Genomic DNA, 25,859 nt, shown 5'->3' with positions numbered 1-25,859 from the left:
TGAAAGGGTTTCAGAGTTTAAAAATGTCAAACACCGTAATGCGTAGCGCTATATTTCATTTTCCCAAATTGGGGACTCAATTTGACTCCCCAATTTTCGCAGAATGAGGCGAAAAAACTGAGCCATTCTAATTGAATTGTCTGGAAGCTATATTAAGTGGATACAATTAAGCGGGAGGGAAAATTATCCCCAGAGTAAATCGTTAATGTGATAATTTGATAATCGATTAAACGAGTTTGATTAACAGGTTTAGCTGTTCCTGGGTTAACTGGATAAGCTGGAAAACAAGCCGCACTGACACTTAAACGTAAACAATGCCCTTGCGGAATTTTAATACAAGTAGGTTGCAGTTTTATTTGATATAAATTAATATTGTGTTCTGGGTTAAAAATGGGATTTTGTGTAGAGTTATCGAGGTTAATTTTTTGATAACCTTGACTAAAATTATAAACACTACCATCCAGTTTAACTTCTGATAAAACCGCACATAAATCAAAACTGGGTTTATCTGCACTACAATAAATTTCTACTGTTAAATCTCCTGTTAAATGTAAATCTTGGCTCAACGGTTCAGAGGTATAAGTTACAATATCGCTGCGACAATCTAAATTAGAACGGTCAAAGGAACCTGTTGGATACATAACATGACCTCCAAGCGCTGGAACCGGACGCCAAGGGTCATGAACAAAGACATCTTCTTGAGGATTTTTAGGACAATTAGGCGTTAATATTCCGGCATCTTCTCGTAAATTAGCGAGTCCATTTGTTGATAAATAATAGACTAGGGAGGAAGAGGACGGCCAGTGTTCAAATTCTCGCCAGTCTTGACTCCCCATTTCAAATAAACAAATGCGATTTTGATGAAAAATAGGATTGTCTTTGCCTTTTAAAAAGGTATCAAACCATTGAATTTGGAGTGTATCAATAAAGGTTGATGCCGTTAAACCATAATTGAGTCCCCCCACTTTTCGACCCCAGGGAAGATGAGCCCAAGGGCCGATAATTAAGTGTTGGGGGTGTTGACTGCGATTTACCATTTCTTGATAGAAATGAAGAGTTCCTCTTAAATAGGTATCAAACCAACCACCAATATGCAGCATGGGTAAATCTAAATTCTCTAATTTTGGCGATAGATTTTGCCAATATTCATCGGGTTGATCATGAGCTAACCAATCGTGATAAAATGAATCTGGATCATGAATTTTTAACACCTCTGGATTGCTAGGAATGACATCAAAAAAGGGTAAATTTCGAGAAGCTTGATAAAGGGCATTATAAGCGGTTTCGTTCCCTTTTAATCGGGCTGTTTCTGCTGAAATTTGTATCGCCCATCCTAAGTTAGCATATAAACAGAAAGCTCCCCCTTCATAGGCCCAATCTGCATATAAATCATGACTCATCATCGCCGGACATACGGTTTTTAAGGCTTGGGGACGAGTTGAAGCGGCATAAATTTGGGTCATTCCTTGATAGGAAAAGCCATACATTCCTACCTGACCATTACTATAGGGAAGATTAGCAACCCAATTAATGGTATCTAACCCATCTTCTATTTCAGGGGTAAAAAGTTTAAATTCTCCTTCGGAAGTTCCCCGCCCTCTAACATCTTGAATCACCACAATATACCCTTGTTGAGCATACCATTGGGGATGGGCATAAACAACGGTCGATGCGATTGCTTTTCCGTAGGGTTGCCGCATTAATAAAACGGGTAATTTTTCTTCGGTTTGGGGTCGGTAAATATCTGCATCGAGTCGAAGGTTATCACGGGTGATGAGAGAGGCTGTTTCTTGAAGTATATTCATAGAGAAAATAGAGAATAAAGAACCTAAGATTAGGATATTTAATTGATATGATTTCTCATTTTTCGTTCCTTTTTAGCGGCTTCTGATGTTTCCTGGACAATATCTTTTAAATCAAATGCTGCATCATTGAGCTTTTGAATACCTAACTTAATTTGAGTCATGCCATTACTGCTACTCTGAGCATTATTATTAAGGTTATTCATGGCTTCTACAACTTGTTGAATGGCCATAGCTTGTTGTTTAGCGTTGAGTGAAATTTGCTGAGAACCCTGAACAATAGTATTAATTTCTCCTGACATATTACTAAAAGAATTAGCGGTTTTTTGAGCTAAATCAACGGTGGTTTCTACACTTTTAATTCCGGCATCTGTCACTCGACTGGTTAAACTATTAGTTTGTTTAATTTCGGCTACTAAAGCATTAATTTGATGGGCAGATTTTTGACTTTCATCTGCTAACTTGCGAATTTCAGACGCGACGACTGAAAACCCTTTTCCATATTCTCCGGCTCGTACCGCTTCTACCGCAGCATTGAGGGCTAACATATTCGTTTGATTTGCTAAATCTCCGACGACTTGAGAAATACTTCCGATTTGGTTGGTTTGTTCACTCAGACGTAATATTTGTTCAGCAATGGCTTTGACTTTATCTTTCGTTTGGCTCATTTCAACTAAAGTTTGTTCGACTAATAGATTACCATTTTCTGCTAAGTTTAAAACTTGTTTAGCACCTAGGGTTGAAGTTTCTGCTTGGTCACTCGCCTGTTTAGCTGATAATCCTAATTCATCCATTGTCCGGGTGGTTTGATTAACAGAAACGGCTTGACTCCTAGTAATTTTTTCCTGTTGTTCAACAGCAATATTAATTTCTACGGATGATTTATCAATCGCATTAATTGCTTGCCCTATTTTACGACTGACTAAAGAAGAAATTAACCAAGCAATAATTAAAGCAGTAAAAGCTGAAAAAATTAAACCTATAATTAATAAATTAACTGCATTTTGCAGAATATTTCTAGCTTGATTATTCTCTTGAGCTAATCTTTGAGTTTCGGCATCATTAAATTCATAATTAAGCTTCAAAAAATCCGAAAGTAACTTCTGACCTAAGCCGGTGTTAAAAATAACAATAGCTTCTTTTCTTTTCCCCTGTTTAATTAAAACTTCCATCTGTTGTTGATATTGATTAAACTGTCTTCCAATTTCTTGCATTTGGTCAAATCGTTGCTTTTGATCCGCAAGGTTAATCATTTGATTCAAATTCTTGCTTGCTTCTTGAAACATCTGCCAATTTTTTTGATAGAGTTGTAAAAATTGTTCGTTTTCAACTAGAAGAAAAGCCCGATTATTGGCAACCATATTGCTGCCTGCCAATGCCATTCTATCAACTTCAATAATCGTTTTTTGAACGTTTTCAACCTGGTTAAATGCTTCAAATACTTTATTGACATTCGTATAAACAACATAGGTAGAACCCGCAAAAACAAATACGGGAACAGCATAACCCAACAGCATTTGACCTCTGAGCTTAAATTGATTCAATCTATATTTTTGGGTACTGGAGTTTTTCTCAATCGTATCTATCATGTCCTCAATCTCCCAAGCCTAACCAATTTATAGGAATTCTTCCACAATAAACCTTTAAATATAATTTAACGTGAGTTCGATAGAGTGCGATCGCAAATAGTTCTACCCTGAATAGGGGGATGGACACTCTCAAAATCGTCACAACCCCAAACCTCAGTTTGCTAAAGGTCTGGCACAATAAAATTTAATAGCGTTTGACTGTCCTCGCCCCCTACCATTAATGGTGGGGATATTTTTTTTGAGGGTAAATAATAGCAATGTTTTAGGTTGAGGACGGAACTAATAATTCCGAAGGTAGAACTTGATTGAGTTTTCCGCTTCGATACCCCTCTAAATCTAAAGTAACATAAACAAACCCAAAGCTTTGAAAGGCTTGAACAAGTTGGGGGAGGTTCGTTTTCAATACAAATTCTTGAATTTGTTCGGGGGGTAATTCGATGCGGGCGGTATCAACTTCTGAACGAACCCGCAAATTTTTCCAGCCTAATTTTCTTAAATAAACTTCGGCTTTTCCTACCCGTTGTAATTTAGCAATAGTAATTTCTTCTGTATAGGGAAAGCGGGAACTTAAGCAGGGTTGGGCAGGTTTATCCCAGGTGATTAACCCTAAAGATTTAGAAAGTTCTCGGACTTCAAGTTTTGTTAGACCGACTTCTGCTAAGGGGGATCTCACCCCCCGTTCTTTGGCGGCTTGAATTCCCGGACGATAATCTTTTAAATCATCGGCATTTACCCCATCAACAATATAGGAATATCCCCATTTTTGAGCTAGGGGTTTTAAGGTATCGTGGAGTTCACTTTTACAAAAATAGCAACGATTAATCGGGTTTGAGGTATAATTTGGATTCTGCATTTCTTGGGTTTCAATTTCTTGATGTTGAATCCCAATTTCGCTGGCTTGAAGGCGAGCTTCTTCTAAATCTTCCGGTAATAAAGATGGAGAAACGGCGGTGACAGCTAAGGCGCGATCTCCTAAGACATCATAAGCAATTTTAGCCACTAAGGTACTATCTACCCCTCCCGAATAGGCAATTAAGGCTTGTTCCATCTCTTGAAATAAAGCTTGAATTTGTTGTAATTTTTCTGTTACTGTCATAGTGTATCTTTCCTTGGGGTTTTCAACACAATTAAAATTCTCTTCGCCAAAAAATAACAATGGACAGAGATAACAAAAGCGTCATATAAAGAATAGCATAAACGGTATTGCTGATTAATACTGAGGAGGCGGGTAAGTAACCATAAACAGCCTGATTTTTTAAATCGAGTCGGGCTAAATCAGGTAAAATAATATAAAGTCCGCTCATAATTTGTTCTAAGGCAGGGTTTTGACTTAATTTCCCTAATGCCAATAAATCACGGCTTAAACTTCCCATCATATAAACCCCAAAGGTTAATAAACTCGCTAGTAGGGAACTGGTAAATACTCCTAATAAAATCCCGACGGCTGCAATTAAAGATAATTTAAGCCACAAAAAGATAACGGTAATACTCAAACTGGTAAAGGGATAGGAAATTTTATTAAAGCTGAGAATTCCAAAATAGAGCAGGGTCATCGCCAGAACTAAAATAGCAATAAATAGTGAGATTCCCCAATGTTTTCCGATGATCAATTCTGCCCGACTAACGGGTTTAGAAACTAAGAGATAAACCGTTCGTTTTTCAATTTCTTTATTCAGCAGATTAGCACTGACGAAAACCGTAATTAGTAAGCCGAGAAAACTAATCATGGCAATGCCAAAATCAAGAATAATTTTATTTTCTAACCCGGCGGATACTTCAGGAAGTAAACGCACAGAAGCCATTAACAGTAAAGCAAAAACACCAATAATATAAAGAATGCGATCGCGTACAACTTCTAAAAAAACGTTACTAGAAATGGTTAGAATGCGTTTTAAATTCATTGGTGATCTCCCAAATAGGATATAGAAAAAGAGTAAATTTTTATCCGGGATTAAGCTTCCGAACAGAAGAAGATTGAAACTCCTGATTAATTTTAGCAGAATCCGGTTTAAAAATCTCCTGCCTCGGAATAATTTCGGGAACATTTTCTAACCAGTCCTGAAATCGAATCGAAAATTCTATCCAGCAATAAATATTAATGTGAATCAGTAAAATAATCATAAACCCAAAGCGAACTAAAGGAGGAGGGGACTGGATTTTAAAATTATCTCGAATAAATTCCAGAATAAAAACCAAACAAGTTGCAATTAAAGGCCATGATTTTAAGGCAAAATAAGGTCGGGTTGCTTCTGTTTTGTGATAAATCATTAAACACAGTGATAGTGCCATGATCCAAGGACTTAAGGGAATTCCGCCAATTATAAACGGAGGTTGACTGGTTCTGAACCCAATGGCTATTGTCAGGGCTAACCAACTTAAAACAGCTAATTGATTTCTAATGTCTTCATCCGTTGTTCCTAAAATAGAAGCAATCCAAATTGTCAGACCGATGAGGAGAAAAGTTCTCCATTCTAAGGGTTTAGTCGGTTTAAGTACATTTAAAGGCTTCAGGAATTTATTCATATATAACAACCTTGTTCCCTGTAGAGTTAATTTAATTACTCTAAAACTAATAATGTAAAAGCTAATCCCAAAAACAAAGAATAACTTAAAGCATGGGCCATTAATATGATTCTAAAATCTCGATATTTCTCAGTTATTTTAATATTTTCTTCAGAATTTTCTTGAAAAGCCTGAGTAATCTTAGATATATCCCCACTCAAGGCTACTTTTAAAGATTCAAATCCTATCCATTTAATAAACAGAATTAAGGTAAAATTAAAAGTTGTTAATAAAAAAATAGAAGGGGAAGTTTCTTGTATTTTTTCAATCAACAAATAATAAATTAATTCTTTTCGAGCTTCTGGGGGTAACAGAGTTTCTGCATTTAAAAACACAACCCACTCACAAGCATTTGCCAATAGGTTAAGAACCATCGCATATTGTACACTCATTTTGGGGGATAAATTAAAGCTTTTCTTAAAAATCCAAGCTTCAATCATAATCGAGGCTAAAAGGCGAATAATTCTTAATAAAATAACTCTCAGGGCGATTAGGATTGGCATATCGTTAAGCCAAATTCAATAAATAAAGGAGGGAATGGGCAATGAGTAATAGGGTCAATTTTTTTACAGTTTTATAGATATTTTAAAGGATGACAATCGATATAACCAGGGTTACTTGACCTACAATTAAGGCTAGGACACTTCTAAATCTAGCAAACTCATTCACTCCTGACTGTTCCCTGTTCCCAGTAAATCGTTGTTCCCTAGAACTTAATCTAAGATTTGTGCTAAGAATTTTGTCGAAAAGTTTATAATTTTTAGAAATTTGTTATTTTTGTTTTAATTACCACTGCCAAACCCGTAGAATCTACTTCTGACCTCAACTGTGCTCTATGTCCTGTGTTTAATGTTTAACGCCCCCTCACACCATGACCTATCCAATTCCGACAAGTCCTCAAGAAATGATTGCTCTGCGACAGCAACCGGTTACTGATGAGTTAGTAGCAACCGCGATCGCAGGTGTCGTTAAAATTGCTCGTTCTCGTCAACAATCTTTAGAGGATCTCAAAGCTGAGGTTCTAGCGGATGATAGTTTGCTCAACTGGGAACAACGGCTGTGGTTAAGCGAAGTCGTCACTCAAGCTTGGCAATGTTTACCTTAACAAAAAGACAAGTGTAGGGTTTGGGGAGAAGGGGAGAGGGTGAGGAAATATTAACACTCCCGACTCTTCCTCCTACAACCTTACTCCCCCTCTTGTGTTACCACTGGGGATGGGATAAAAGCAGGGATTCTGTCGATTCTGCATCTAGGGGTTGAGCGAATAAATAACCTTGGCCTAATTCGCAACCCAAAAGCCGAAGTAACGATAATTGTTCCTCGGTTTCAATGCCTTCAGCCACAACACTCATGCCTAAATGATGGGCAAGATTTAGAATAGCTTGAACAACTTCTAAGTTTTTTTCTAGGGCATCCAGATTGCTAATAAAAGAGCGATCTATTTTCAGAATATCTAAAGGAAATTGATGTAAATAACTTAAGGAAGAATATCCAGTTCCAAAGTCATCTAAACTTAATTGAATTTGACGCAATTTCAGTTGTTCAAATAACTCGGATGCTAATTTGGGATTATCCATAATTGCACTTTCAGTAATTTCTAATTTTAAAATTTTACTATCTAAATCGACACGGGCGAGAATTTGATCAATGTATTCGATTAAACCGGGTTGAGAAAATTGTTTGACAGATAAATTAACACTGATGCTGATATCAAAAACCTCTTGGCGTTGTAGGGCTTGTTCTTGCCAAGACTTTAATTGACGACAAGCTTGTTCTAAAACCCATAATCCCAAAGGAATAATTAAACCTGTTGTTTCTGCAATCGGAATAAAATGATCAGGTCGAACTAATCCCCGTTGAGGATGTTTCCAACGAACTAAAGCTTCTAAACTACTAATTTGACCTGTGGATAAGCAGATAATAGGTTGATAAAAAACCATAAATTCCTGGCGTTCAATGGCTCGTCTCAGGTCATTTTCTAACTGTAAACGAGTTAAGGCACGGGTGTGCATTTCCCGATTAAACACTTCATAACGGGCTTTTCCTAATGCTTTAGCTTGATACATGGCTGTATCTGCATCTCGGAGTAAATGTTCCGGCTGTTGATAATCGACGGTTCCTAAAACAATGCCAATACTGGTATTAATAAAAACTTCGTGTTGATACAGTAAAAAAGGCTGGCTTAAAGCGTGTTGAATAGCTTGGGCTAAGAAGGTGGCTTCATCAACAGATTGAATTTGTTCTAACAAAACCGTAAATTCATCCCCTTCAAATCGAGCTAAGGTATAATTGGGATGAATACAAGCCAATAATCGCCTTGCTACAGCTTTTAACAATTGATCTCCAGCTAAATGACCTAAAGAATCATTCACCATTTTGAAGTCATCACAATCGAGAAATAAAACCGCAAATTGAGAATCAGGATGGGTGTGAGTATAAGCTAAAACAGCCATCAACCGTTCCATAAAAAATACTCGATTGGGTAAACCCGTGAGGGCATCATGGGATGCCATGTGTAGCAATCGTAAATTGGCTCGTTCTAGTTCCCTGGTACGTTCTTTGACCCGTTGTTCTAGTTCTGTATTTAACTGCTGAATTTGGGATTTTGCCGCCTGTAAATTGAGTTGATTTTTAATTCTTGCTAAGACTTCTCGAATTTCAAAAGGTTTTGTAATATAGTCTACACCACCGACTTCAAAAGCTTGAATTTTATCAAAAACTTCGTTTAAAGCACTTAAAAAAATCACCGGAATATCACGGGTACGTTCTGAGGATTTTAATTGCTTACAAACATCGTACCCACTCATTTGAGGCATACGAATATCTAATAAAATTAAATCGGGTGGGTCAGCAATTGCCCCCATTAGGGCAGCAGAACCATTAATTACGCAGCGCACATCATACCGTTGTTCTGTTAACATTGCTGACAACAGATATAAGTTATCAGGGGTATCATCCACAATCAAAATATTAGCCAGTGGGTTATCGGGTTGAGCGTCATTCATCAGTGATCAGTTATCAGTTATCAGTAGAGACGTGCCATGGCACGTCTGTACCAGTTATCAGTTATCAGTGATTAGTTAATGCTTTTGCGGTTAGTTCTACAATCTCTTCAAATGCAAATTGATTGATTTTAGTTCGCAGAGCATTGATAATTAAGGTTTGATTCGGGGGGAGTTGGTCAATTAACTTCAAGATTTGCTTGGCATTGACAGCTTTCGCAGCTTGATGAAGTTGAGTTAACCATTCTAACGATAGGGAAGCTAAAGTTGTTGGCTTCAGTTCCGTTAGGGGGGTTTCTGTAAAAGCCGGGGCTGATACCACATCTTGTTCATACACATAGCGTACTCCCAGATGTTGAGCCAGCTTTTCTAAAATGATTTGATCTCGAAAGGGTTTTCGCACAAAATCATCACAGCCTGCGGATAAAGCAACGGCTCGTTCCTCTTCTAAGGTACTCGCGGTTAAGGCAATAACGATGGTAGCCTGACCTTTTGTAGTTAATTTAATCTGTTTTGTAGCTTCATAACCATCCATCACAGGCATTCGCATATCCATCCAAATTAAGTGAGGTTCCCAAGTCTCCCAAATTTCAATCGCTTCTTGACCTTGAATGGCTTCTTGTAGTTCAAATCCCAAAGGATTTAGAAGTCGAATTAACAATTGACGATTACTCCATTTATCATCCACAACCAAAATTCGATAAGGATTTTGATTGGGTTCTAGGGCAATAATTTTGCGACTAGGAGAGGATGTTAGAATATCATTGGCATTGACAATGTTCACTGGAATATCAAACTGAAAAAGTGTACCTTCTCCTAATTTACTACTAACTGTAAGTTCTCCTCCCATTAATTGAATAAACTGATGACTAATGGATAATCCTAAACCGGTTCCTTCTTGAGATTGTTGACCGCTTTGAGTTTGTACAAAGGCTTTGAATAAATGTTGTAATTCTGACCTTGCAATCCCACAGCCTGTATCCTCAACCTCCCACCGCAGAAAACAGCAAGACTGATTTTCTGTGTTTACTTTTTGTACCCGCCCGACTCTAACGGAAACACCCCCCTCTTGAGTAAATTTTAAAGCATTATTGAGTAAATTAATCAAGACTTGCCTTAATTTGAGAGCATCGGTTTGAATATATTGAGGAATATCCGCAGAACGCTCAAAAATCAGTTGTAGCTTTTTATCATCAGCTTTGAGTTGAAACATTTCTTCTAAATCGTCTAATAAACGATAAAGATCAATATTACTTAAATTGATTGTTAGACGATTTGCTTCTATTTTAGATAAATCTAAGATATTGTTAATTAAGCTTAATAAATGTTCACCGCTTCGGCTCACAATTCCTAAATTTTCTCGATCTGTAGGTGATAAATTGGGACTGCGATTCATTAATTGAGTAAATCCTAAAATACTATTCAGAGGAGTTCTCAGTTCATGGCTCATATTTGCCAAAAATAAGCTTTTGGCTTGGTTTGCTGATTGGGCGGCTTCCTCGGCTTTTTTTCGTTCTCTAATTTCCTGTTCTAATTCTTGGGTTCGTTCCTGAACTTTGTGTTCTAAATGATTGTATAAACTGGCATTTTCTAAAGAAATAGCGATTTGGGCTGATAACCCATTTAAAAGCTGCAATCTTTCGGAAGTAAACGCCCCCATAATTAAGTTATTTTCTAAATAGAGTATTCCTTTCAGTTTCCCTTGATAAAGGAGGGGAGTAATAAGAATTGATTTAGGTTTATTCAGAATAATATAGGGATCATACCTAAAATTTTCGGCTTCAACTGCATGATCTAAAACTAAACTTTCTTGTTTATGAATCACATAATTAATCAAGGTTTTAGGCAAATTTTCTGTATTTAATGAATTAGAATCGGATTCAATAGGAATAGATTGAAAAATACTGACTTGATTATTTTTTAAACTGCCCGTTGCTTCAATAACCCATTTAATTTTAGAAGTTTGTTCATAACTTTTTCCCGATAAAAAATTATCCGGTAAAATTAGATAGCCTAGTTCGGCTCCAGCATTTTCTAAAACAATTTTCATTAACTTATCTAATAATTTCTCTAAAACAATTTCCTCAGAAAGCGCTTGGGATGCTTTCAAGATGCTGGTTAAATCTAAATTTAATGAACTGGTTTGTCCTGTGGTTTGAGATAAGCTACTACTCGATTCAGCAATAATGCGATGCCGACAGGCGGCGGCTACGCCATCGCGTTGTACAATTAAATGAGGATATTTTGTCTCTAAATCCTTAACTTTAGCGACGGCTTGCCAACGAACATAAGCATAATGGGCTTTTGTTAAATATAATTGAGCAATTTCTTCCATTCCTTGCTGCCTATAAAATTCACTAGCTCGTTCATAAATTAACCCTTCTTCTTGTAAAACTCCTTGAGATTTTGCTCCTTGAACCGCTTTTTCATATTCTTGAATTGCTGTCCATGTTTTTGTTGAACGGATTCTAAGGGTTCTCCGACTAAAAAAAGATTAGCACAATAGTTGAGAGAGGAATAACAAGCATATTCAGTATTGCCCGTTTCTAAAGCCCTTTGAATATTTTGTTCGAGGGCTTCTACCATATTGCGGGCTGGTTCTTTCCAATGACGAATAAAAACATTAAATAAATCATGAACTTTACAATTAACATCGGAAACTTCAAATTGTTTTAAAAGCCGTAAAGCAAATTGACCCAATTGATAACCGGAGTCAAGATTTGATAAAAACCCACACAATAACATTCCATAAAAACTATAAGCAAAAGCAGCCCGGTCACAATGACCCGATTCTTGGCAAAGATGCACCATTGTAAAGGCAAGTTGTGGTAATAATTGCGGTTTGGAAACAATACAAGGCGCAAATAAAGTAATTAAAATTTCCAAAGCCATTTTATGCTTTTCATCGGTCATCAACGGCAGTTGTTCTAACGTTGCAATGGGGTATAACTCTGGAGGGCTATTTAACCATTCAATTCCTAAACAGTTTAAGGTTTGTAATCCGGTTTCAATGGCTTTATCCATGTGATGTTGAGCAATATTCATTAAAATCTGAATTTTGAGAATTTTCGCGGTGTCTACGGTTGTTTTGGCTTGGTCTAAAAGTTTGTTTAAATACTGTTGTGCTGTCTCAAAATCCGTATTCAGATAGGTAACTTGAGCTAAAGATTGGTAAAGATTAAACGTTAAATTATAATGGGTTTCCCAACTCTTTTCAGGTAAAAAATTTAACCCGATATTAAAATAGCTGATGGCGAGAGGATAAGCCGCAGAAGCTTGAGCTTTTTGGCCAGCTTTGCAGTTCAATTCAGCAAGCTGAATTCTTTCTTCAGAATCCAGAATTAAATTTAAACCTTGATTATTGTGATTAACAATATTAAAAAAATGCTCTTCTAAATGTTCAGCAGGAATGGTTAATCGTAATAATCGCCCGATTTTTAAATGGGTTTCTTGTCGTTGAAATTCATCGAGAAGAGAATAAGCAGCTTGTTGAATGCGGTCATGTTGAAACTGAAGTTGAACGTCTTGAGCAAATTGATCTTGTAAATTGCAGGCTACATCTAATGTTAAATCCGATTCTACATCTAACGGCTCTTGTAAATTAATAACTTCGTTTAAAAATAATTTATAATGAAAATTAAGTGGAAAAACTAAATCTTCCTGTAGCGCATTCCATAAACTTGCTAACGTTTGATAGGGAGAACGTTGAGCAATGCGTGATAATGTCCATAAATCAAAGGAATGACCGATACAAGATGCCAGTTTTAATAAAGTTTGGGTTGAGGGTGATAAATGGCAAATTTTATCGACCATCAGTTCAACTACATTATCAGTTTTAGTTTGTTTTTGAATACTTTCAAGATCAAATGTCCATTGATGATGAACGGGATCAAATTTTAATAAATTTTCTTGATAAATTTTTTTAAAAAACTCTCGCACAAAAAAAGCATTGCCATAGGTTTTATCATAGACTAATTTACCCAAATTTTTAATTTTATCTAAAGAACAGTTTAAAGTTTCTGAAATTAACAGATTAATATCAAATTGACTTAAATTTGTGAGATGAATTCTGGCAATTTCTCCCCGTTCAGCTTGAATTTTTCTTAAGGTAAGATTAAAAGGATGAGTTTCATCAATTTCATTTTCTCGATAGGCTGCAATAATAAATAAATATTGAATATGGGCTTCACAAACGAGCAATTGTAAAAAGTTTAATGAAGCTCGGTCAGACCATTGTAAATCATCTAAAAATAAGACTAACGGATGTTGAGATTTACAAATAGTTTCTACAAATTTCCTAAATAGAATTTTTAATCTATTTTCGGCTTCCTGGAAACCAACTTGGGCAACAGGAGGTTGTTGACCGATGACTAATTCTAAATTGGGAATTAAATCAATTAAAACCCTGCCATTGCTTCCCACCACCGTTAAAATAGCTTCTCGCCATTGAGATAAACTTCGTTCAGATTCACTCAATAACTGATGACAAAATTCGTTAAAGGCTTGGGAAAAAGCAAAGTAAGGAAGATGACATTGATATTGATCAAACTTTCCTGAAATAAAATATCCCCGTTGAGTTGTAATCGGTTTATAAATTTCTCGAACTAAAGCCGATTTTCCAGTTCCTGCATAACCCGTGACCAGAATTATTTCTGCGTTTAAATCTAAAGAGAGGTTTTGATTGTTACCAATAACTCGCTGAAATGTTGTTAATAAGGTTTCAACTTCTCGTTCTCGACCATATAATTTTTGAGGTAAGGTTAATTGCTGAGAAAAGTCTTGTTGTCCCAGGGGAAAAACGGTAATTTCTCCTTGGGTTTGCAGTTGAGATAAACATTGTTCTAAATCAGCTTTTAATCCCCAAGCAGATTGATAACGTTCCTCTGCATTTTTTCGCATTAACTTTAAAATAATATTCGATAATGCAGTGGGAATTGTGGGTTTAATTGACTGAAGAGAAGGCGGTTCTTTGGCAATATGACAATGAACTAATTCTAAAGCATCGTTTCCATCAAAGGGTAACTGTCCGGTTAATAATTTATAAAAGGTAATACCCAGAGAATAATAATCTGTTCGATAATCGATTAAACGGTTCATCCGTCCAGTTTGTTCGGGGGAAATATAAAAGAGTGTGCCCTCTAAAATTTCTGGGTTTTGAAAGGTTAGATTTTCTTGAGAAAGAACCGTTGAAATCCCGAAATCAATAATTTTAATCTGTCCCAGCAGAGGACTGAAAACAATATTACTGGGATTAATATCTTTATGAATAATATGATGAGCATGAATTTGTCCTAAAATTTCTGTAATTGAAATCGCTAATTTCAGAAAATCTTCTAACTCTAATTGTCCGGCTAATCCTAATAAGGTTAGAGAATCACCGCCAAAATCTTCTAAGATAATCGTTAGGTTATTATTAATGGTTTCCAAGCTATAAACCTTAATAACGCCTGGTAAATTTAATTGATAGGTAACTTCATATTCTCGTTTAAACCAAGCCACCCGTTTCGGGGAGGGATAGGCATCTTTTAACATTTTGAGAATTACAGGTTGATAATCAGCAACACGATAACCTCGATAAATTAAGGAGTTGTTACTTTCATAAATCTTTTCTACAATTTGGTAAGAACTAGATGTGTTTAACATAGTTTAAAAGGATAATATAAATTCCCGATTTTTGATAAAGCCGCATCAGTTCAGAAACAAAGATTTAACAAATGATGATTTAACTTCTAAGTGTTTTAACTCTCATCAAAAAATCTGATCGGTCATAGGGAAAAATAAGCCACCCTGATTTTATTGAAGTTGTAAATTCTTTTAATAACAACCAGAAACTTACTCCAAAAACGAGTAAATAGTTTTACACCTTACCTAAAAATGCTATCTTTAACAAGGTTTACTTGGAAAGATGAATTAATGATTAATTTTATTCATCTCTTATCATCTCAGATATTCCTTCTGGTTAAGGGAGTCAACTGAACAATACAACGAATTGAACCTATAGAATGAGTATACCCACAGTTTAGCGTAAAATATCCCGAATCATTTGATTAGCTTGGGCTGCATAGCCTCCTCCAAATAGGTTAAAATGATTTAAGATATGGTAGAGATTGTAAAGCTTTTTGCGATGTTCATAACCTGAATTTAAGGGAAAAACTTGATGATAAGCCTGGTAAAAAATAGCTGGAAAACCACCGAATAATTCAGTCATCGCCAGATCAACTTCTCGATCTCCAAAATAGGTTGCTGGATCAAAAATAACGGGTTGTCCTTCAGCCGTCACAGCAGCATTTCCTCCCCACAAATCTCCATGCACTAAAGAAGGTTTAGGATCATGATTGGCTAAAAGCTGGGGAATTATTTCTAGTAATTTTTCGGCTTGTTCAAAATAACCTCCCCGTCGTTTAGCAAGTTTTAATTGATAGCCAATGCGATGTTTTTGCCAAAATTCTACCCAATTATTTTCCCAAGTATTAATTTGCGGGGTTGAACCAATGGTATTATTAATATCCCATCCAAAATTCTGAGCACCAGGATAATTTTGTGGAGGTGTCCATTGATGCAATAAAGCTAATTTTTGCCCCATTTCTTCCCAAGCTGAAGCATTGGTTTTTCCGCCTAAGTTCAGCCATTCTAAAACTAAATAAGCCGAATTTCCCGCTGTGCCCCAACAAATGGGTTGTGGAACTCGAATAGTCTGGGTTTTTCCCATTTGTTGAACCCCTAAAGCTTCGGCTTCAAACATCGCAACTTCAGAAGCTTGATTAAGTTTAATAAAATAATATCGAGAACCATTACTAATCTGATATCCTTGATTAATACATCCGCCACCTACAGAACGGCGATCGCTGATTTGAAACCGTTCTCCTGTTGCTTTGCTAATTTCCTCTGCAATTTGATCCCACATCATATTTAAAATCATTTTTTATGCTTCTAACTTATTATATCAAATTTTAAAAATTTCCGTAAATATACGGTGGATTTTAAAATCATTACCTGTTAACTTAAACTTAAAATCGTTTTTTCTATTCCTCACCATGACTGAAACAGAAACCAGCAAACCTAATTTACTAGAACTCGCTAAACAGGGAAATCCAAAAGCGATCGCTATTTTACTCAATCGTCATTTAGAATCGAAAGGAATTACAGTAAAAGCTACATTAAATAAAAGCTGTCTCAAATTAATGTTTGAAGCCGAAAAGATTATTCCTCAAAAAATTTTAGTAGAATGGCTGTGTGCTTCTCTTTTGACTCACATTATTTCAGATTCTATTACACAGGTGATTATTTATCATAAAAGAATTGGTCATGATTTTCCAGATTGGCAAGAAGAAATTGATCTAAATTCCATCCATAAGTTATCAGAAAACAACCCTAATTCCTCAAAATCTCAGAATTTAAACGAACCTATAACCTCAAAATTTATGGGTTTTGGGCTATTATTTAATTCTATTTCAGACGCTACTGAACAAGTTAAAAATACGGTAACGGAAACCGTTAGTAATACCACAACTCAAGCCGGACAATCTGTAATTGAAACTGCGGTTAATATTAAGGATAGCGTTGAAAATATTAGCAATACCGTTATGCAGGGGGGGAAAGTGGCTGTTAAAAATATTTTTAATGTTAAGAATATTTTTAATTTTAAAGAAGAAGTAAAAAATCCAACCTCGAAAACCACCCCTACATCGGGTGTTGTGAATTTTATGAGTAATAATCCTTTGCTTAAATCCTTAATCAAAACGATAAATGTAGATAAAATATTAGAAATCATTGAAAAAGTAGATTTAGAAAAAGTAGAAACAGAAGTTAAACAGCTAAAAACTCAATATCCTCATGAATCTTCTAGCCAAATTAGCCATCGAATTATGGTGGAAAAAGTTCTAGCTTTAGGGAGTTCTGAAATCGCGTCAAAGCTTGTCTCTGAAAGATTAGCGACTCTAATTGGAGCCGATTTTTCTAACAACACAACCTTAGAATTTGAAATGATTTATCAAATTGCTTCTGCTTATAATCTCGATCTTGATGACCCGATCAGAAAAGATGAAGCTTTAGCAATTTTTAGTTTAGCTTTAGGAAGTAATTCAGCTTTAAAATTAGGATTAGGTTTATTAGAAGATGTACCTTTAGCCGGGACTATCATTAGTGTCAGTACCAATGCTGCAATACTTTATGCCTTGGGATATGCAGCTTGTCGCTTTTATGAATCCAATTTATATCAAGATAAAAAAGGTGAAACTTTAGAAACAGTCCAGCTTGAAAGTGAACAATATTTAGAAACTGCGATCGCTCAAGAAGGGATTATGGATCAAATTTTAATTCATATTATTTTAACTCGAAATCCTGATCAAACGTTGGAAAAAATTCTCCCTCAAATCCAAAATGCGCCTTTGAGTCTGAATTCTTTAGAAGTCCTTTCTAAAAGCCTTAATTCCCCACCGGATTTAAACAGTTTACTTGAACAAATTAATCCAGATTTTGCCGTTGCACTTTTAGCTAAATATCAGAAAATTGCTAATTTAGAAGGCGTTATCACCCCGGAGGAAGAACGAATTATTAACACAATTCATCAAAAAATCAATCATCAATCTTGAAAAATCCGGTTTCTCGGTCAGCGACCCCCGATAAAAACGCTATTATTAAGATATGTTACTATCCTTCACAAATTCATTTAACCATGTATATCTTTGGACTTGGTAAAAAGCTGAAAATGCCCTCCCCCTCCGATGCCTTACCGGGACGGACAGAAGCGATGCCTGTACCCGATCAACATTATGTCAATGGTAATCCCCTCAAACCTCCCTTTCCCCCAGGCTTAGAAATGGCAATGTTTGGGATGGGTTGTTTTTGGGGTGCAGAACGTCGATTTTGGCAGCAGGAGGGAGTGTTTAGTACCGCCGTCGGTTATGCAGCCGGAATTACCCCCAACCCCACCTATGAAGAAGTTTGTAGCGGGTTAACCGGACATAATGAAGTTGTGCGAGTCGTCTATGACCCCAAAATCATTAGTTATGAACAATTACTAAAAGTCTTTTGGGAAAGCCATGACCCCACCCAGGGAATGCGTCAAGGTAACGACGTGGGCACCCAATACCGTTCAGGAATTTATACTTATTCCGACCAACAACGCCAACTTGCTGAAGTTGTACGGGATGCCTATCAACCGTCTCTGAAACAAGCGGGTTATGGAACGATCACAACAGAAATTCTGGACGCGCCCGAATTTTATTACGCTGAAAGTTACCATCAACAATATTTAGCCAAAAATCCTAATGGTTATTGTGGTTTAGGAGGAACAAAAGTCAAACTTCCGGGTTCAAACGTAAGTTGACGTGAGTTCGACGAAGCGATGGCGTAGCCGCCGCTTCGTCGAACTCACGTAATCGTTAATTCTGGGCATAATTTTAGTTAGGGCATCACTTCTATTGTCCCCTAGAACAAAGATTGCGATCGCACCTCATCTAGCTTCCGATTCCCATTCGGCTGTGCGCTGTTTAGTCATGCGCTCCAAACATTCATTGAGAAATCCTCTATAACCCGTACCTGCTCGGCTTCCATAAACTTCAAATTGGCAGTTATTATCGCGTAATTGAATCCAGCCTTGCTGCGCTTTCACCAGTAAAGCTTTTTCTTCACTACTCAACATTGGAATAATCTGTTGGTAAACTTGATTTAATCTCTGATCTGCTGCTTCATATTTTAACCGGATACATTCTTTAATTTCTAAATTATTTGTAGGATTATTGCAATTAACTTGTGTTTGTGCAATTTGCTGAGATTGGCGTTTAACCGTTGGGATTGAGTTAGCATAACCTGGTAAAGAATAACTCTCCAGCACAGCGAAGATTATTGCCAAGCCAAAAAGTAGTTGCCCTTTCATAATTACATTTTATCTTTAGTCTTACCCAAGTTAACACACAGATTTAGATTGTACTTCTATACATTTGTAAATAATTGATACAGGTTCATCGGGAGTTGCCTAACCGTTGTTAATCTTGGAAAAAAGCTTGTTTTTATGGAAAAACTTTACCAAAGCCAAAACGGTGTTGACTACAATCAACTTGACTTATTACTAGCGTTAGAAGATTGGAGAGAAGCAGACAAGGAAACTACAAGAGTGATGTGTTTAGCTGTGGGAAGGGAGAAAGAAGGATGCTTAGAAGTAGTAGATATTAATAACTTTCCCTGTAAAGATTTACATACAATTAATCAGCTTTGGTTACACTATAGTAATGGTAAGCTTGGTTTCAGTGTTCAGAAGGAAATTTACGAAAGTCTGGGAGGCACAAGAGAGTATAATCCTAAGATATGGAGAAAGTTTTGCGATCAAGTCGGTTGGCGGGTTAAAGGAAGGTGGATAAACTACGTGGAAGAAAGGTGGATAAACTACGATGAACTAACCTTTAACTTGAGTATTCCTTCAGGACATCTCCCTCTTGATTGTGTGTTTATAATTCCAAATAGTGCTATGTTTCGTGACTTATTCTTTCGCACAAAAACTTGTAACCTTTAAGATATCCCTCTTCTGTCACTCTCCGAAATCAACAAGTAATAAAAAGTAGAGTTATCCATTGGGAAAATAAGATTGAAATTGATTAATATTCTCAATTAATTTATGAAAACCCACTAATAAATGGCGGTCGGGAAAAATATCTAGCCACGGGACAATCAACCACAATATAATAGTAGGCTGAATTATTAAACGCAACGTGAGTTCGACGAAGTGATGGCGTAGCCGCCGCTTCGTCGAACTCACGTTAAGTTGTTAACAAATGTCAGTTGACGGTTAACAGTTAATAGTTAACCGTTAACCGTCAACTCTGTAGATTATTTCTTCTGATTAACTTTCGTTTTCCATTCAGCGATCGCTTTTTGAGCATCGGCATGGACTGATGATTTTTCAGGAACTAACTGAGCCGCTGCAATCGCATTACTATATTGTTTTTTCTGAGCACGAGATTGAGCAATTTGCCAAATTTCATTTCCCCATTGATCAATCAATTTTTGAGCCTCTGAATATCCGGGTTGATCGGCTGGAATTTGTTCAACTTTGCCGATCGCATCACTATAAGATGAGGCTTGACCGGGCTTAATTGAACTCTGAGCTTGACTCAAAATTTCTTGATTTTTTTTCGCGATCGCCAATTGAGCTTCCCACTCTTTGAGCTTGTCTTGCCCCTGTTTATAAATAGCAGGATTAGCATCGGGAATTAATTTCACCGCATCAACAGCACCGGATAAATTTTGACTTTGAGCGCGTCCTTCTGCAATATCGAGAATGGTTTGACTCCATTGTTCAATATTAGCTTGGGCTTCCTTAAACTGAGGATCACCGGGGGGAATTTGTGCCGCTAATGCGATCGCTTTGCTAAAACCAGAAGCAGAAGTATCTTTCAAAAGCAGTTTTGATTCCTGCAACAATTCTTGAGGAGTGGGAGGCGTTTCTGGTGCAGTCGGGGTTCCGGTTCCAACTGTTGTTGATGTCGGTTTTGAATTGTTAACAACCGTTGAAACCCCAGGGGAAGACTTCGCCGTTTTTTCCCCTAAAAAGATCGGTTTATTCGTGAGAAAAACACCCAGTAACAATACCAGTGCGGTTGCTCCACTCCAAAGAATTAACCGTTGTAAAAATGAACTATCTGTCATAGTATCCTCTGTTGAATTTGCAGGAGGTTGGGGTAAGGTCTGCTGTACAGAAGTTGAAGCCTTAGAAGACAAATCCTCTGCTGAAGTTTTAGGGTGTTCAGCAGGTTCATTCGTCTGAGAACCCAGATCTCCAGTTTCTCGATCAGAGGATGTAGACAGTTTCAGAGGATCTTCGGATAAAGGAACAGTACCATTTTGGTAGGGTTCTACAGTCGCCATATTTATTTCCCTCATACCATTAGAAAGGCCAACACTCGCTACCTGACGGCTTTCAGGCAGAATTACCTGTTGGAGTTTAGTGGCTGGATAAACAGCAAAGACAGGTTTTTGTCTCGGTCTTAAATGTTGTTCGGTCAGTTCGGGTAAACGTTCCCCTAAGAAATGGATTAATGGGTCTAATGTCGAACATTCTCCCGTTTTTAATCCTTCTAATAACGCGGCGGTAAAAAACCCTTGTCGTAAAGCCGAAGTTTCCCGTGATAACTGTTCCCGACGACAAGATAAAATGGTAGGAATTTCCAATTGGCGGGCGAGTTCCACCGTTTGATTTCCTACACTTTCCCCCGCGTGTACCCCTTGACTTCGATTAATATCCAACAATACTAAAATTTTATCCGTTGGAGCCGCCTTGAGAGCGTCATACAACTTTTCAATGGGAATCCCCGTTTTTTCTAACTGGGCTGGGTTACCATCAATGGGGAGCAAGTAATCTTTTCCCCCTTGACTAAACCCATAGCCACTCCAGAACAACCACAGAACATCCTCATGGCCCAATTGCTCGTTGCAGACGGACTCCACCCAATCTAAAATATTTTCTTGGTTGGGGTAGGTGGACATCCCCGATACCTGGGGTGAGTTATCGGTTAGCAATAAACTCTTATCTTGAGGAAATCCAGCACCATTTACCAAAAATTCATAGACAGCTTCTGCATCCTTTTGGGCATAATTTAAGGGTTGCAGATATTGATATTGATTAATGCCAACAGCAATACAAACGTGATGTTTCATCACCTATGCCCCATAACTTCTTAATAAACCTGCAAAAACGATAACATATTCTTTGAATTGTCAAAATGCCTTGATGGTTGGCGATCGCACTTTTAAATCATTAATTTTTATAACGAAGGCAACGAGGGAGTAAAGTTCAGGCGGCGACTCGCACCCACCGACCGTCAGGAGTCATGAGTTTTAAGCCTTCAGCCAATTTGGAATTGTTATATTCCATCTTTTAATGTTTGCTATCAATAATTGATCCAGTTACTCATCACTTTTTCCTATCCCCTATTCCCTATTTTCTTGTCCCCTCTGTTCCCTGTTCCCTATTTTCTATTTCCCATTCGTAATTCGTAATTTGTAATTCGTAATTCCCTATTCCCTGTTTAATGTTGCATCTGGTAAAATAAACATCGCATCCCCAAAGGAATAAAATCGATATTGTCGTCCAAAATCATTGGCGGGTTCTTCTAATACCGTTTGATATAAACTTAGTAACCGTTCTCGCCCAATTAAGGCTGAAACCAACATTAATAAACTTGATTTAGGTAAGTGAAAATTCGTAATTAATCCATCAATGACGCGCCATTGATATCCGGGATAAATAAAAATATTGGTTTTTCCACAATAACTTTTAAGAGCAGATTCTTTCGAGTTTTCTGGTAATGCTTCAAATTGAGAAGAATGGGCGATCGCTGCTCCTTCTAACGCTCGTACCACCGTTGTTCCCACTGCAATAATTCTACCCCCTGAAGCTTTTGTTTTCTCAATTTTTTCAATAGTTTCCGCCGGAACTTCAATCCATTCTCCGTGCATTTGATGGTCAGTAATTTGATTTACTTCCACAGGTCGAAAAGTTCCCACTCCCACGTGCAAGGTTAAAAACGTTTTATCAATGCCTTTTTGTTCTAAACGTTGAAATAATTCTTCTGTGAAATGTAACCCAGCAGTAGGCGCAGCGACAGCCCCGGAATGTTTGGCATAAATGGTTTGATATTGTTCTGGTAATGCTTCTGTTTCTGTAACATAGGGCGGAAACGGAATATTTCCAAACTGTTCTAAAAGCGGAATTAAAGACTGTCCTTCGGGAATTTCAAATTTTAATAACCGTCCTCCCGTTTCCTCATCCGTTTCTAAAACAATTGCCCGTAATAGTTTGGGATTGAAATTTGTTTTAAAATTAGAATTAGACTCAAATTCAATCACTGAACCTAGTTTAAATCGTTTACCCGGTTTAACTAATGCTAACCAACAATGATGGGATTTTTCTTCGAGTAATAACACTTCTACCGCCGCCCCACTACTTTTGCGTCCATAAAGACGGGCGGGAAGAACACGGGTATTATTCAGAACTAATAAATCTCCCGGTCGCAGAAAATCAGGTAAATCTTTAAATAGACAATGACGATGAGAACTGGGAGAATCTACCACTAACAAACGGGAATGATCTCTAGGTACAACAGGATTTTGGGCAATACGTTCTTCTGGGAGTTGATAATTATAGCTTTCTAACCAATAATCTAACTGATCCATTCTCTTGAATTGTCCTTCACCAATAAATTACTATACTCGGTCATCCGATGAGCGGCTGACTAATCTTTAGAGATCCCCCTATCGATCTTAATAGGCTACTGTGTGATCCCTTGGAATTGCTGGATTTAGATTTGGGTAGAATCCCCCATCCCAAATCGGGTGCTTTTCCCCTATCTTATCATCGTTAATCTTGGCATTATATAAATATAGGGTTATGCTGCCTACCGACGGAAAGGTCGCATTGTTTTTGGCTTTGTTTTGACCTCAGATTGGGATCAACGGGCCTTACAGCAGAATCAAAAACACCGCCCCTATTACTCTTTGTTGCAGGGTTCCGGGCTGGAGTTAAGCAACAAACAGGCGGGACAATCATGCAGGAGATGACCGATGGAATACCTTTACTACCTTGCCAATACAAGCCTTACGCTGAGAGTCATAGACTTTTTAGGCTCAAATCACTCCCTCCCCGTTCAGTTTATTACGGTGATTCACCAAATAGATGGCTGGATTATCAAAATTAAAATGCGTCAATATCTGACACCACAAGAACACGGGGACTTTAGAGCTTTTATGCACGAATTGGGTGTTCCCTACGAACCCGATATGCGGATTTTAATGGCCCTTTGGGGCTTAGAAACGGGTCAATCCCCTCTCAGTGTCATGCGTCGCTACCAAGTTGCTGTGGTGTCTCATGGTATTCCTAACCGTGAAGATGTTGAATCTTTTAAAACCCAATTTGTTAGAGGGTTAGGGTATTGTCCTGAAGCATTAGCTTGAGGTTAACAAGATTTAGTTAAAGGCAGATTCAATATAATCTTGTAATAAAAGTCGGTAGCCGTTGAGGAAAAAAGGTTGACCGACTTTTATGCTATCAGGAAAAGGGGGGATATCTTCACAGATAGGGGTTTGGGTCGGAGAGCGATCGCAACGCACTAAAGCCACATCAAACCGACAAGGATATTCGCTTAAATCCGGGCGATCGCTTAAAAATAATTCCGCCGCTTGAATCAATTTGGCTTGTTTACCCGGAGTAATGGCTAAAAGTCCCCCCTGATCCCAATTCCGTTGACTACGGGTTTTAACTTCAACAAAACTCAACATGGGAACAGTCCCCTGTCCCCGATACAACGCAATTAAATCAATTTCTCCAAATCGACAATACCATTGATGATGCAAAATTTGCCAACCTTGGCTTTCTAACCAATAGCCAACCAATTCTTCCCCTAAAGAACCAATCGTTTTAGACATAGATGTCAGTTGTTGTGGTTGTTCGTAAACATTCTATAAGCGGGAACACCGAACACCGAACTGTAGGTTATACACTGGGGATATTTTTGCTTTGTCATATTTGATGATTATTAGCAATAGGTTTCTATACCTGAAACCAGAATATTAGGAACTTACATCATTTATTTTAACGAGCTTTACCCAAAGAGTTCAGTCACTGCTGCTCTTCCGCAAGTCGTGATTTGCCATTCCATTCAGGGGTTATCCCTTCTTGGGTTAAAAAATTGCTTATATTACCATAGTTGTTTTCAAAAAACAATTATTGAGAATAACTAGCATTAATGCTATACTATCTTCTTGAAAAACTATTGCATTAAAGCAGACCCTTTCCAGATCCATGAAAAATATCACTAGACGTGGGTTCCTCACCGTTGGAACAGCCTTGGCCGTCGTTGCGGTTGGAGGACTTACCCCGATGCAGCGCAGTCAAGCTAATCCCCAAGTTCTGAATGTTTACTCGGCTCGTCATTACGATAGTGACAATCAGCTTTATCAAAGCTTTACAAACAAAACGGGGATTAAAGTCAATATTGTTGAAGGAAAAGCGGAGGAATTAGTCGAACGAATCAAAAGTGAAGGAGCCAATAGTCCGGCAGATATTTTAATTACTGTTGATGCTGGAAACCTTTGGAGAGCGCAACAACAGGGGATTTTTCAACCTATTTCTTCTGGGACTTTAAATCAAGCCATTCCAGCTAATTTAAGAGAACCTAATGGTAATTGGTTTGGATTTTCTAAACGGGCGAGAGTCATTGTTTATAATAAAGCTAAAGTCAATCCGGCTCAATTGTCTACCTATGAAGATTTAGCAAATCCTAAATGGAAAGGAAAAGTAGTCGTTCGTTCTTCTAATAATATCTATAATCAATCCTTAGTGGCTTCAATGGTTGGGCAAAGTGGAACTACCAATGCAGAAAAATGGGTGCAAGGATTTGTAGCTAATTTTGCCAGACCACCGGAAGGAAATGATGTTTCTCAAATTAAAGCGGTCGCTTCAGGTGTGGGGCAGTTAACTTTAGCAAATACCTATTATTTAGCCCGTTTAGCAGGGTCTCAAAAACCGGAAGATAAAGCAATTGCCAGTAAAGTTGGGTTATTTTTTCCGAACCAACGAGCTCAGGGAACCCATACGAATATTAGTGGTGCAGGGGTGATAAAAACGGCTAAAAATAAAGCGGGAGCGATTAAATTTTTAGAGTATTTAGCAAGTCCAGAAGCTCAAAAGATTTTTGCTCAAAGTGCTTTTGAATACCCAGCCGTTGCGGGTGTTCCTGTCTCTCCAGTTTTAGCGAGTTATGGCACGTTTAAGAGTGATCCGATGAATGTTGCAGCCTATGGGAAATTTAATGCCCAGGCGATTCAAATTATGGATCGGGCTGGCTGGAAATAATCATAAAACCGGAGTTTGACGGGCTAAGAAAAGGCTTACCTATTTTTTAGCTTCGTCA

General features: G+C 37.5%; 21 protein-coding genes. 6 read left to right on the top strand and 15 right to left on the bottom strand.

Annotation, left to right across the window (positions count from 1 at the left end):
* Window positions 1-152 precede the first annotated feature (152 nt).
* From H6G57_RS03160 to fraC, 6 genes are all read right to left on the bottom strand, one after another.
* Window positions 153-1,805, bottom strand: a complete 1,653-nt coding sequence (locus H6G57_RS03160) for a CocE/NonD family hydrolase (RefSeq protein WP_190515913.1) — start codon at window positions 1,803-1,805, stop codon at window positions 153-155.
* Window positions 1,806-1,843: 38 nt separating this feature from the next.
* Complete coding sequence (locus H6G57_RS03155; protein ID WP_190515912.1) at window positions 1,844-3,391, bottom strand: methyl-accepting chemotaxis protein; 1,548 nt, start codon at window positions 3,389-3,391, stop codon at window positions 1,844-1,846.
* A gap of 262 nt (window positions 3,392-3,653) precedes the next feature.
* A complete protein-coding gene (gene larE / locus H6G57_RS03150) occupies window positions 3,654-4,487 on the bottom strand; it encodes an ATP-dependent sacrificial sulfur transferase LarE (RefSeq protein ID WP_190515911.1) in 834 nt (277 codons plus the stop codon).
* A 31-nt stretch (window positions 4,488-4,518) separates the two neighbouring features.
* Window positions 4,519-5,292 (bottom strand): ABC transporter permease, encoded by a 774-nt coding sequence (locus H6G57_RS03145; protein ID WP_190515910.1) that lies wholly within the window; start codon window positions 5,290-5,292, stop codon window positions 4,519-4,521.
* Window positions 5,293-5,332: 40 nt separating this feature from the next.
* Window positions 5,333-5,914: a DUF5357 family protein gene (locus tag H6G57_RS03140; protein ID WP_190515909.1), complete on the bottom strand. Its 582-nt coding sequence runs from the start codon at window positions 5,912-5,914 to the stop codon at window positions 5,333-5,335.
* A gap of 35 nt (window positions 5,915-5,949) precedes the next feature.
* Window positions 5,950-6,456 (bottom strand): filament integrity protein FraC, encoded by a 507-nt coding sequence (gene fraC, locus H6G57_RS03135; RefSeq protein WP_190515908.1) that lies wholly within the window; start codon window positions 6,454-6,456, stop codon window positions 5,950-5,952.
* Between the two features lie 368 nt (window positions 6,457-6,824).
* On the opposite strand from fraC, the gene H6G57_RS03130 reads away from it, so the two are divergent.
* On the top strand, window positions 6,825-7,058 hold the full coding sequence (locus H6G57_RS03130) for a hypothetical protein (RefSeq protein ID WP_190515907.1): 234 nt from the start codon (window positions 6,825-6,827) through the stop codon (window positions 7,056-7,058).
* 97 nt (window positions 7,059-7,155) lie between these two features.
* On the opposite strand, the gene H6G57_RS03125 is transcribed toward H6G57_RS03130, so the two are convergent.
* The 4 genes from H6G57_RS03125 to H6G57_RS03110 all read right to left on the bottom strand — a co-directional run bounded on the left by H6G57_RS03125 (window position 7,156) and on the right by H6G57_RS03110 (window position 15,859).
* Complete coding sequence (locus tag H6G57_RS03125; protein ID WP_190515905.1) at window positions 7,156-8,958, bottom strand: GGDEF domain-containing response regulator; 1,803 nt, start codon at window positions 8,956-8,958, stop codon at window positions 7,156-7,158.
* Between the two features lie 64 nt (window positions 8,959-9,022).
* A complete protein-coding gene (locus H6G57_RS03120) occupies window positions 9,023-11,290 on the bottom strand; it encodes a GAF domain-containing hybrid sensor histidine kinase/response regulator (RefSeq protein ID WP_190515904.1) in 2,268 nt (755 codons plus the stop codon).
* Between the two features lie 38 nt (window positions 11,291-11,328).
* Window positions 11,329-14,598: an AAA family ATPase gene (locus H6G57_RS03115; protein ID WP_190515902.1), complete on the bottom strand. Its 3,270-nt coding sequence runs from the start codon at window positions 14,596-14,598 to the stop codon at window positions 11,329-11,331.
* 376 nt (window positions 14,599-14,974) lie between these two features.
* Window positions 14,975-15,859 carry a fructosamine kinase family protein gene (locus H6G57_RS03110; RefSeq protein WP_190516305.1) on the bottom strand — a complete coding sequence of 295 codons (885 nt, stop codon included), beginning with the start codon at window positions 15,857-15,859 and terminating at the stop codon, window positions 14,975-14,977.
* A gap of 130 nt (window positions 15,860-15,989) precedes the next feature.
* Between H6G57_RS03110 and H6G57_RS03105 the strand changes: the two genes are divergently transcribed.
* Together H6G57_RS03105 and msrA are read left to right on the top strand one after the other, a co-directional pair.
* On the top strand, window positions 15,990-17,546 hold the full coding sequence (locus H6G57_RS03105) for a hypothetical protein (RefSeq protein ID WP_190515901.1): 1,557 nt from the start codon (window positions 15,990-15,992) through the stop codon (window positions 17,544-17,546).
* 83 nt (window positions 17,547-17,629) lie between these two features.
* Window positions 17,630-18,283 carry a peptide-methionine (S)-S-oxide reductase MsrA gene (msrA, locus tag H6G57_RS03100; RefSeq protein WP_190516303.1) on the top strand — a complete coding sequence of 218 codons (654 nt, stop codon included), beginning with the start codon at window positions 17,630-17,632 and terminating at the stop codon, window positions 18,281-18,283.
* A 126-nt stretch (window positions 18,284-18,409) separates the two neighbouring features.
* On the opposite strand, the gene H6G57_RS03095 is transcribed toward msrA, so the two are convergent.
* Entirely contained in the window at window positions 18,410-18,832 is a 423-nt protein-coding gene (locus H6G57_RS03095; protein ID WP_190515899.1) for a lysozyme inhibitor LprI family protein, read from the bottom strand.
* 135 nt (window positions 18,833-18,967) lie between these two features.
* Between H6G57_RS03095 and H6G57_RS03090 the strand changes: the two genes are divergently transcribed.
* Entirely contained in the window at window positions 18,968-19,465 is a 498-nt protein-coding gene (locus H6G57_RS03090; protein WP_190515897.1) for a GUN4 domain-containing protein, read from the top strand.
* Window positions 19,466-19,516: 51 nt separating this feature from the next.
* On the opposite strand, the gene H6G57_RS03085 is transcribed toward H6G57_RS03090, so the two are convergent.
* The 3 genes from H6G57_RS03085 to queA form a co-directional block, all read right to left on the bottom strand.
* Window positions 19,517-19,708: a hypothetical protein gene (locus tag H6G57_RS03085; protein WP_190515895.1), complete on the bottom strand. Its 192-nt coding sequence runs from the start codon at window positions 19,706-19,708 to the stop codon at window positions 19,517-19,519.
* Window positions 19,709-19,779: 71 nt separating this feature from the next.
* Window positions 19,780-21,606 (bottom strand): caspase family protein, encoded by a 1,827-nt coding sequence (locus tag H6G57_RS03080; RefSeq protein ID WP_190515894.1) that lies wholly within the window; start codon window positions 21,604-21,606, stop codon window positions 19,780-19,782.
* Between the two features lie 360 nt (window positions 21,607-21,966).
* Complete coding sequence (gene queA / locus H6G57_RS03075; protein ID WP_190515892.1) at window positions 21,967-23,124, bottom strand: tRNA preQ1(34) S-adenosylmethionine ribosyltransferase-isomerase QueA; 1,158 nt, start codon at window positions 23,122-23,124, stop codon at window positions 21,967-21,969.
* Window positions 23,125-23,511: 387 nt separating this feature from the next.
* Between queA and H6G57_RS03070 the strand changes: the two genes are divergently transcribed.
* Window positions 23,512-23,901 (top strand): hypothetical protein, encoded by a 390-nt coding sequence (locus tag H6G57_RS03070; RefSeq protein ID WP_190515891.1) that lies wholly within the window; start codon window positions 23,512-23,514, stop codon window positions 23,899-23,901.
* A 12-nt stretch (window positions 23,902-23,913) separates the two neighbouring features.
* Here H6G57_RS03070 and H6G57_RS03065 read toward each other — a convergent pair whose 3' ends face one another.
* Window positions 23,914-24,372: a YraN family protein gene (locus H6G57_RS03065; RefSeq protein WP_190515889.1), complete on the bottom strand. Its 459-nt coding sequence runs from the start codon at window positions 24,370-24,372 to the stop codon at window positions 23,914-23,916.
* Window positions 24,373-24,748: 376 nt separating this feature from the next.
* On the opposite strand from H6G57_RS03065, the gene H6G57_RS03060 reads away from it, so the two are divergent.
* A complete protein-coding gene (locus H6G57_RS03060) occupies window positions 24,749-25,801 on the top strand; it encodes a Fe(3+) ABC transporter substrate-binding protein (RefSeq protein WP_190515887.1) in 1,053 nt (350 codons plus the stop codon).
* The last annotated feature ends 58 nt before the right edge of the window (window positions 25,802-25,859 follow it).

It is taken from the genome of Planktothrix sp. FACHB-1365, assembly GCF_014697575.1.
Lineage (GTDB): Bacteria > Cyanobacteriota > Cyanobacteriia > Cyanobacteriales > Microcoleaceae > Planktothrix.
The sequence above is the reverse complement of the archived record's forward strand: the minus strand, read 5'-3'. Positions and strand labels throughout refer to the sequence as shown.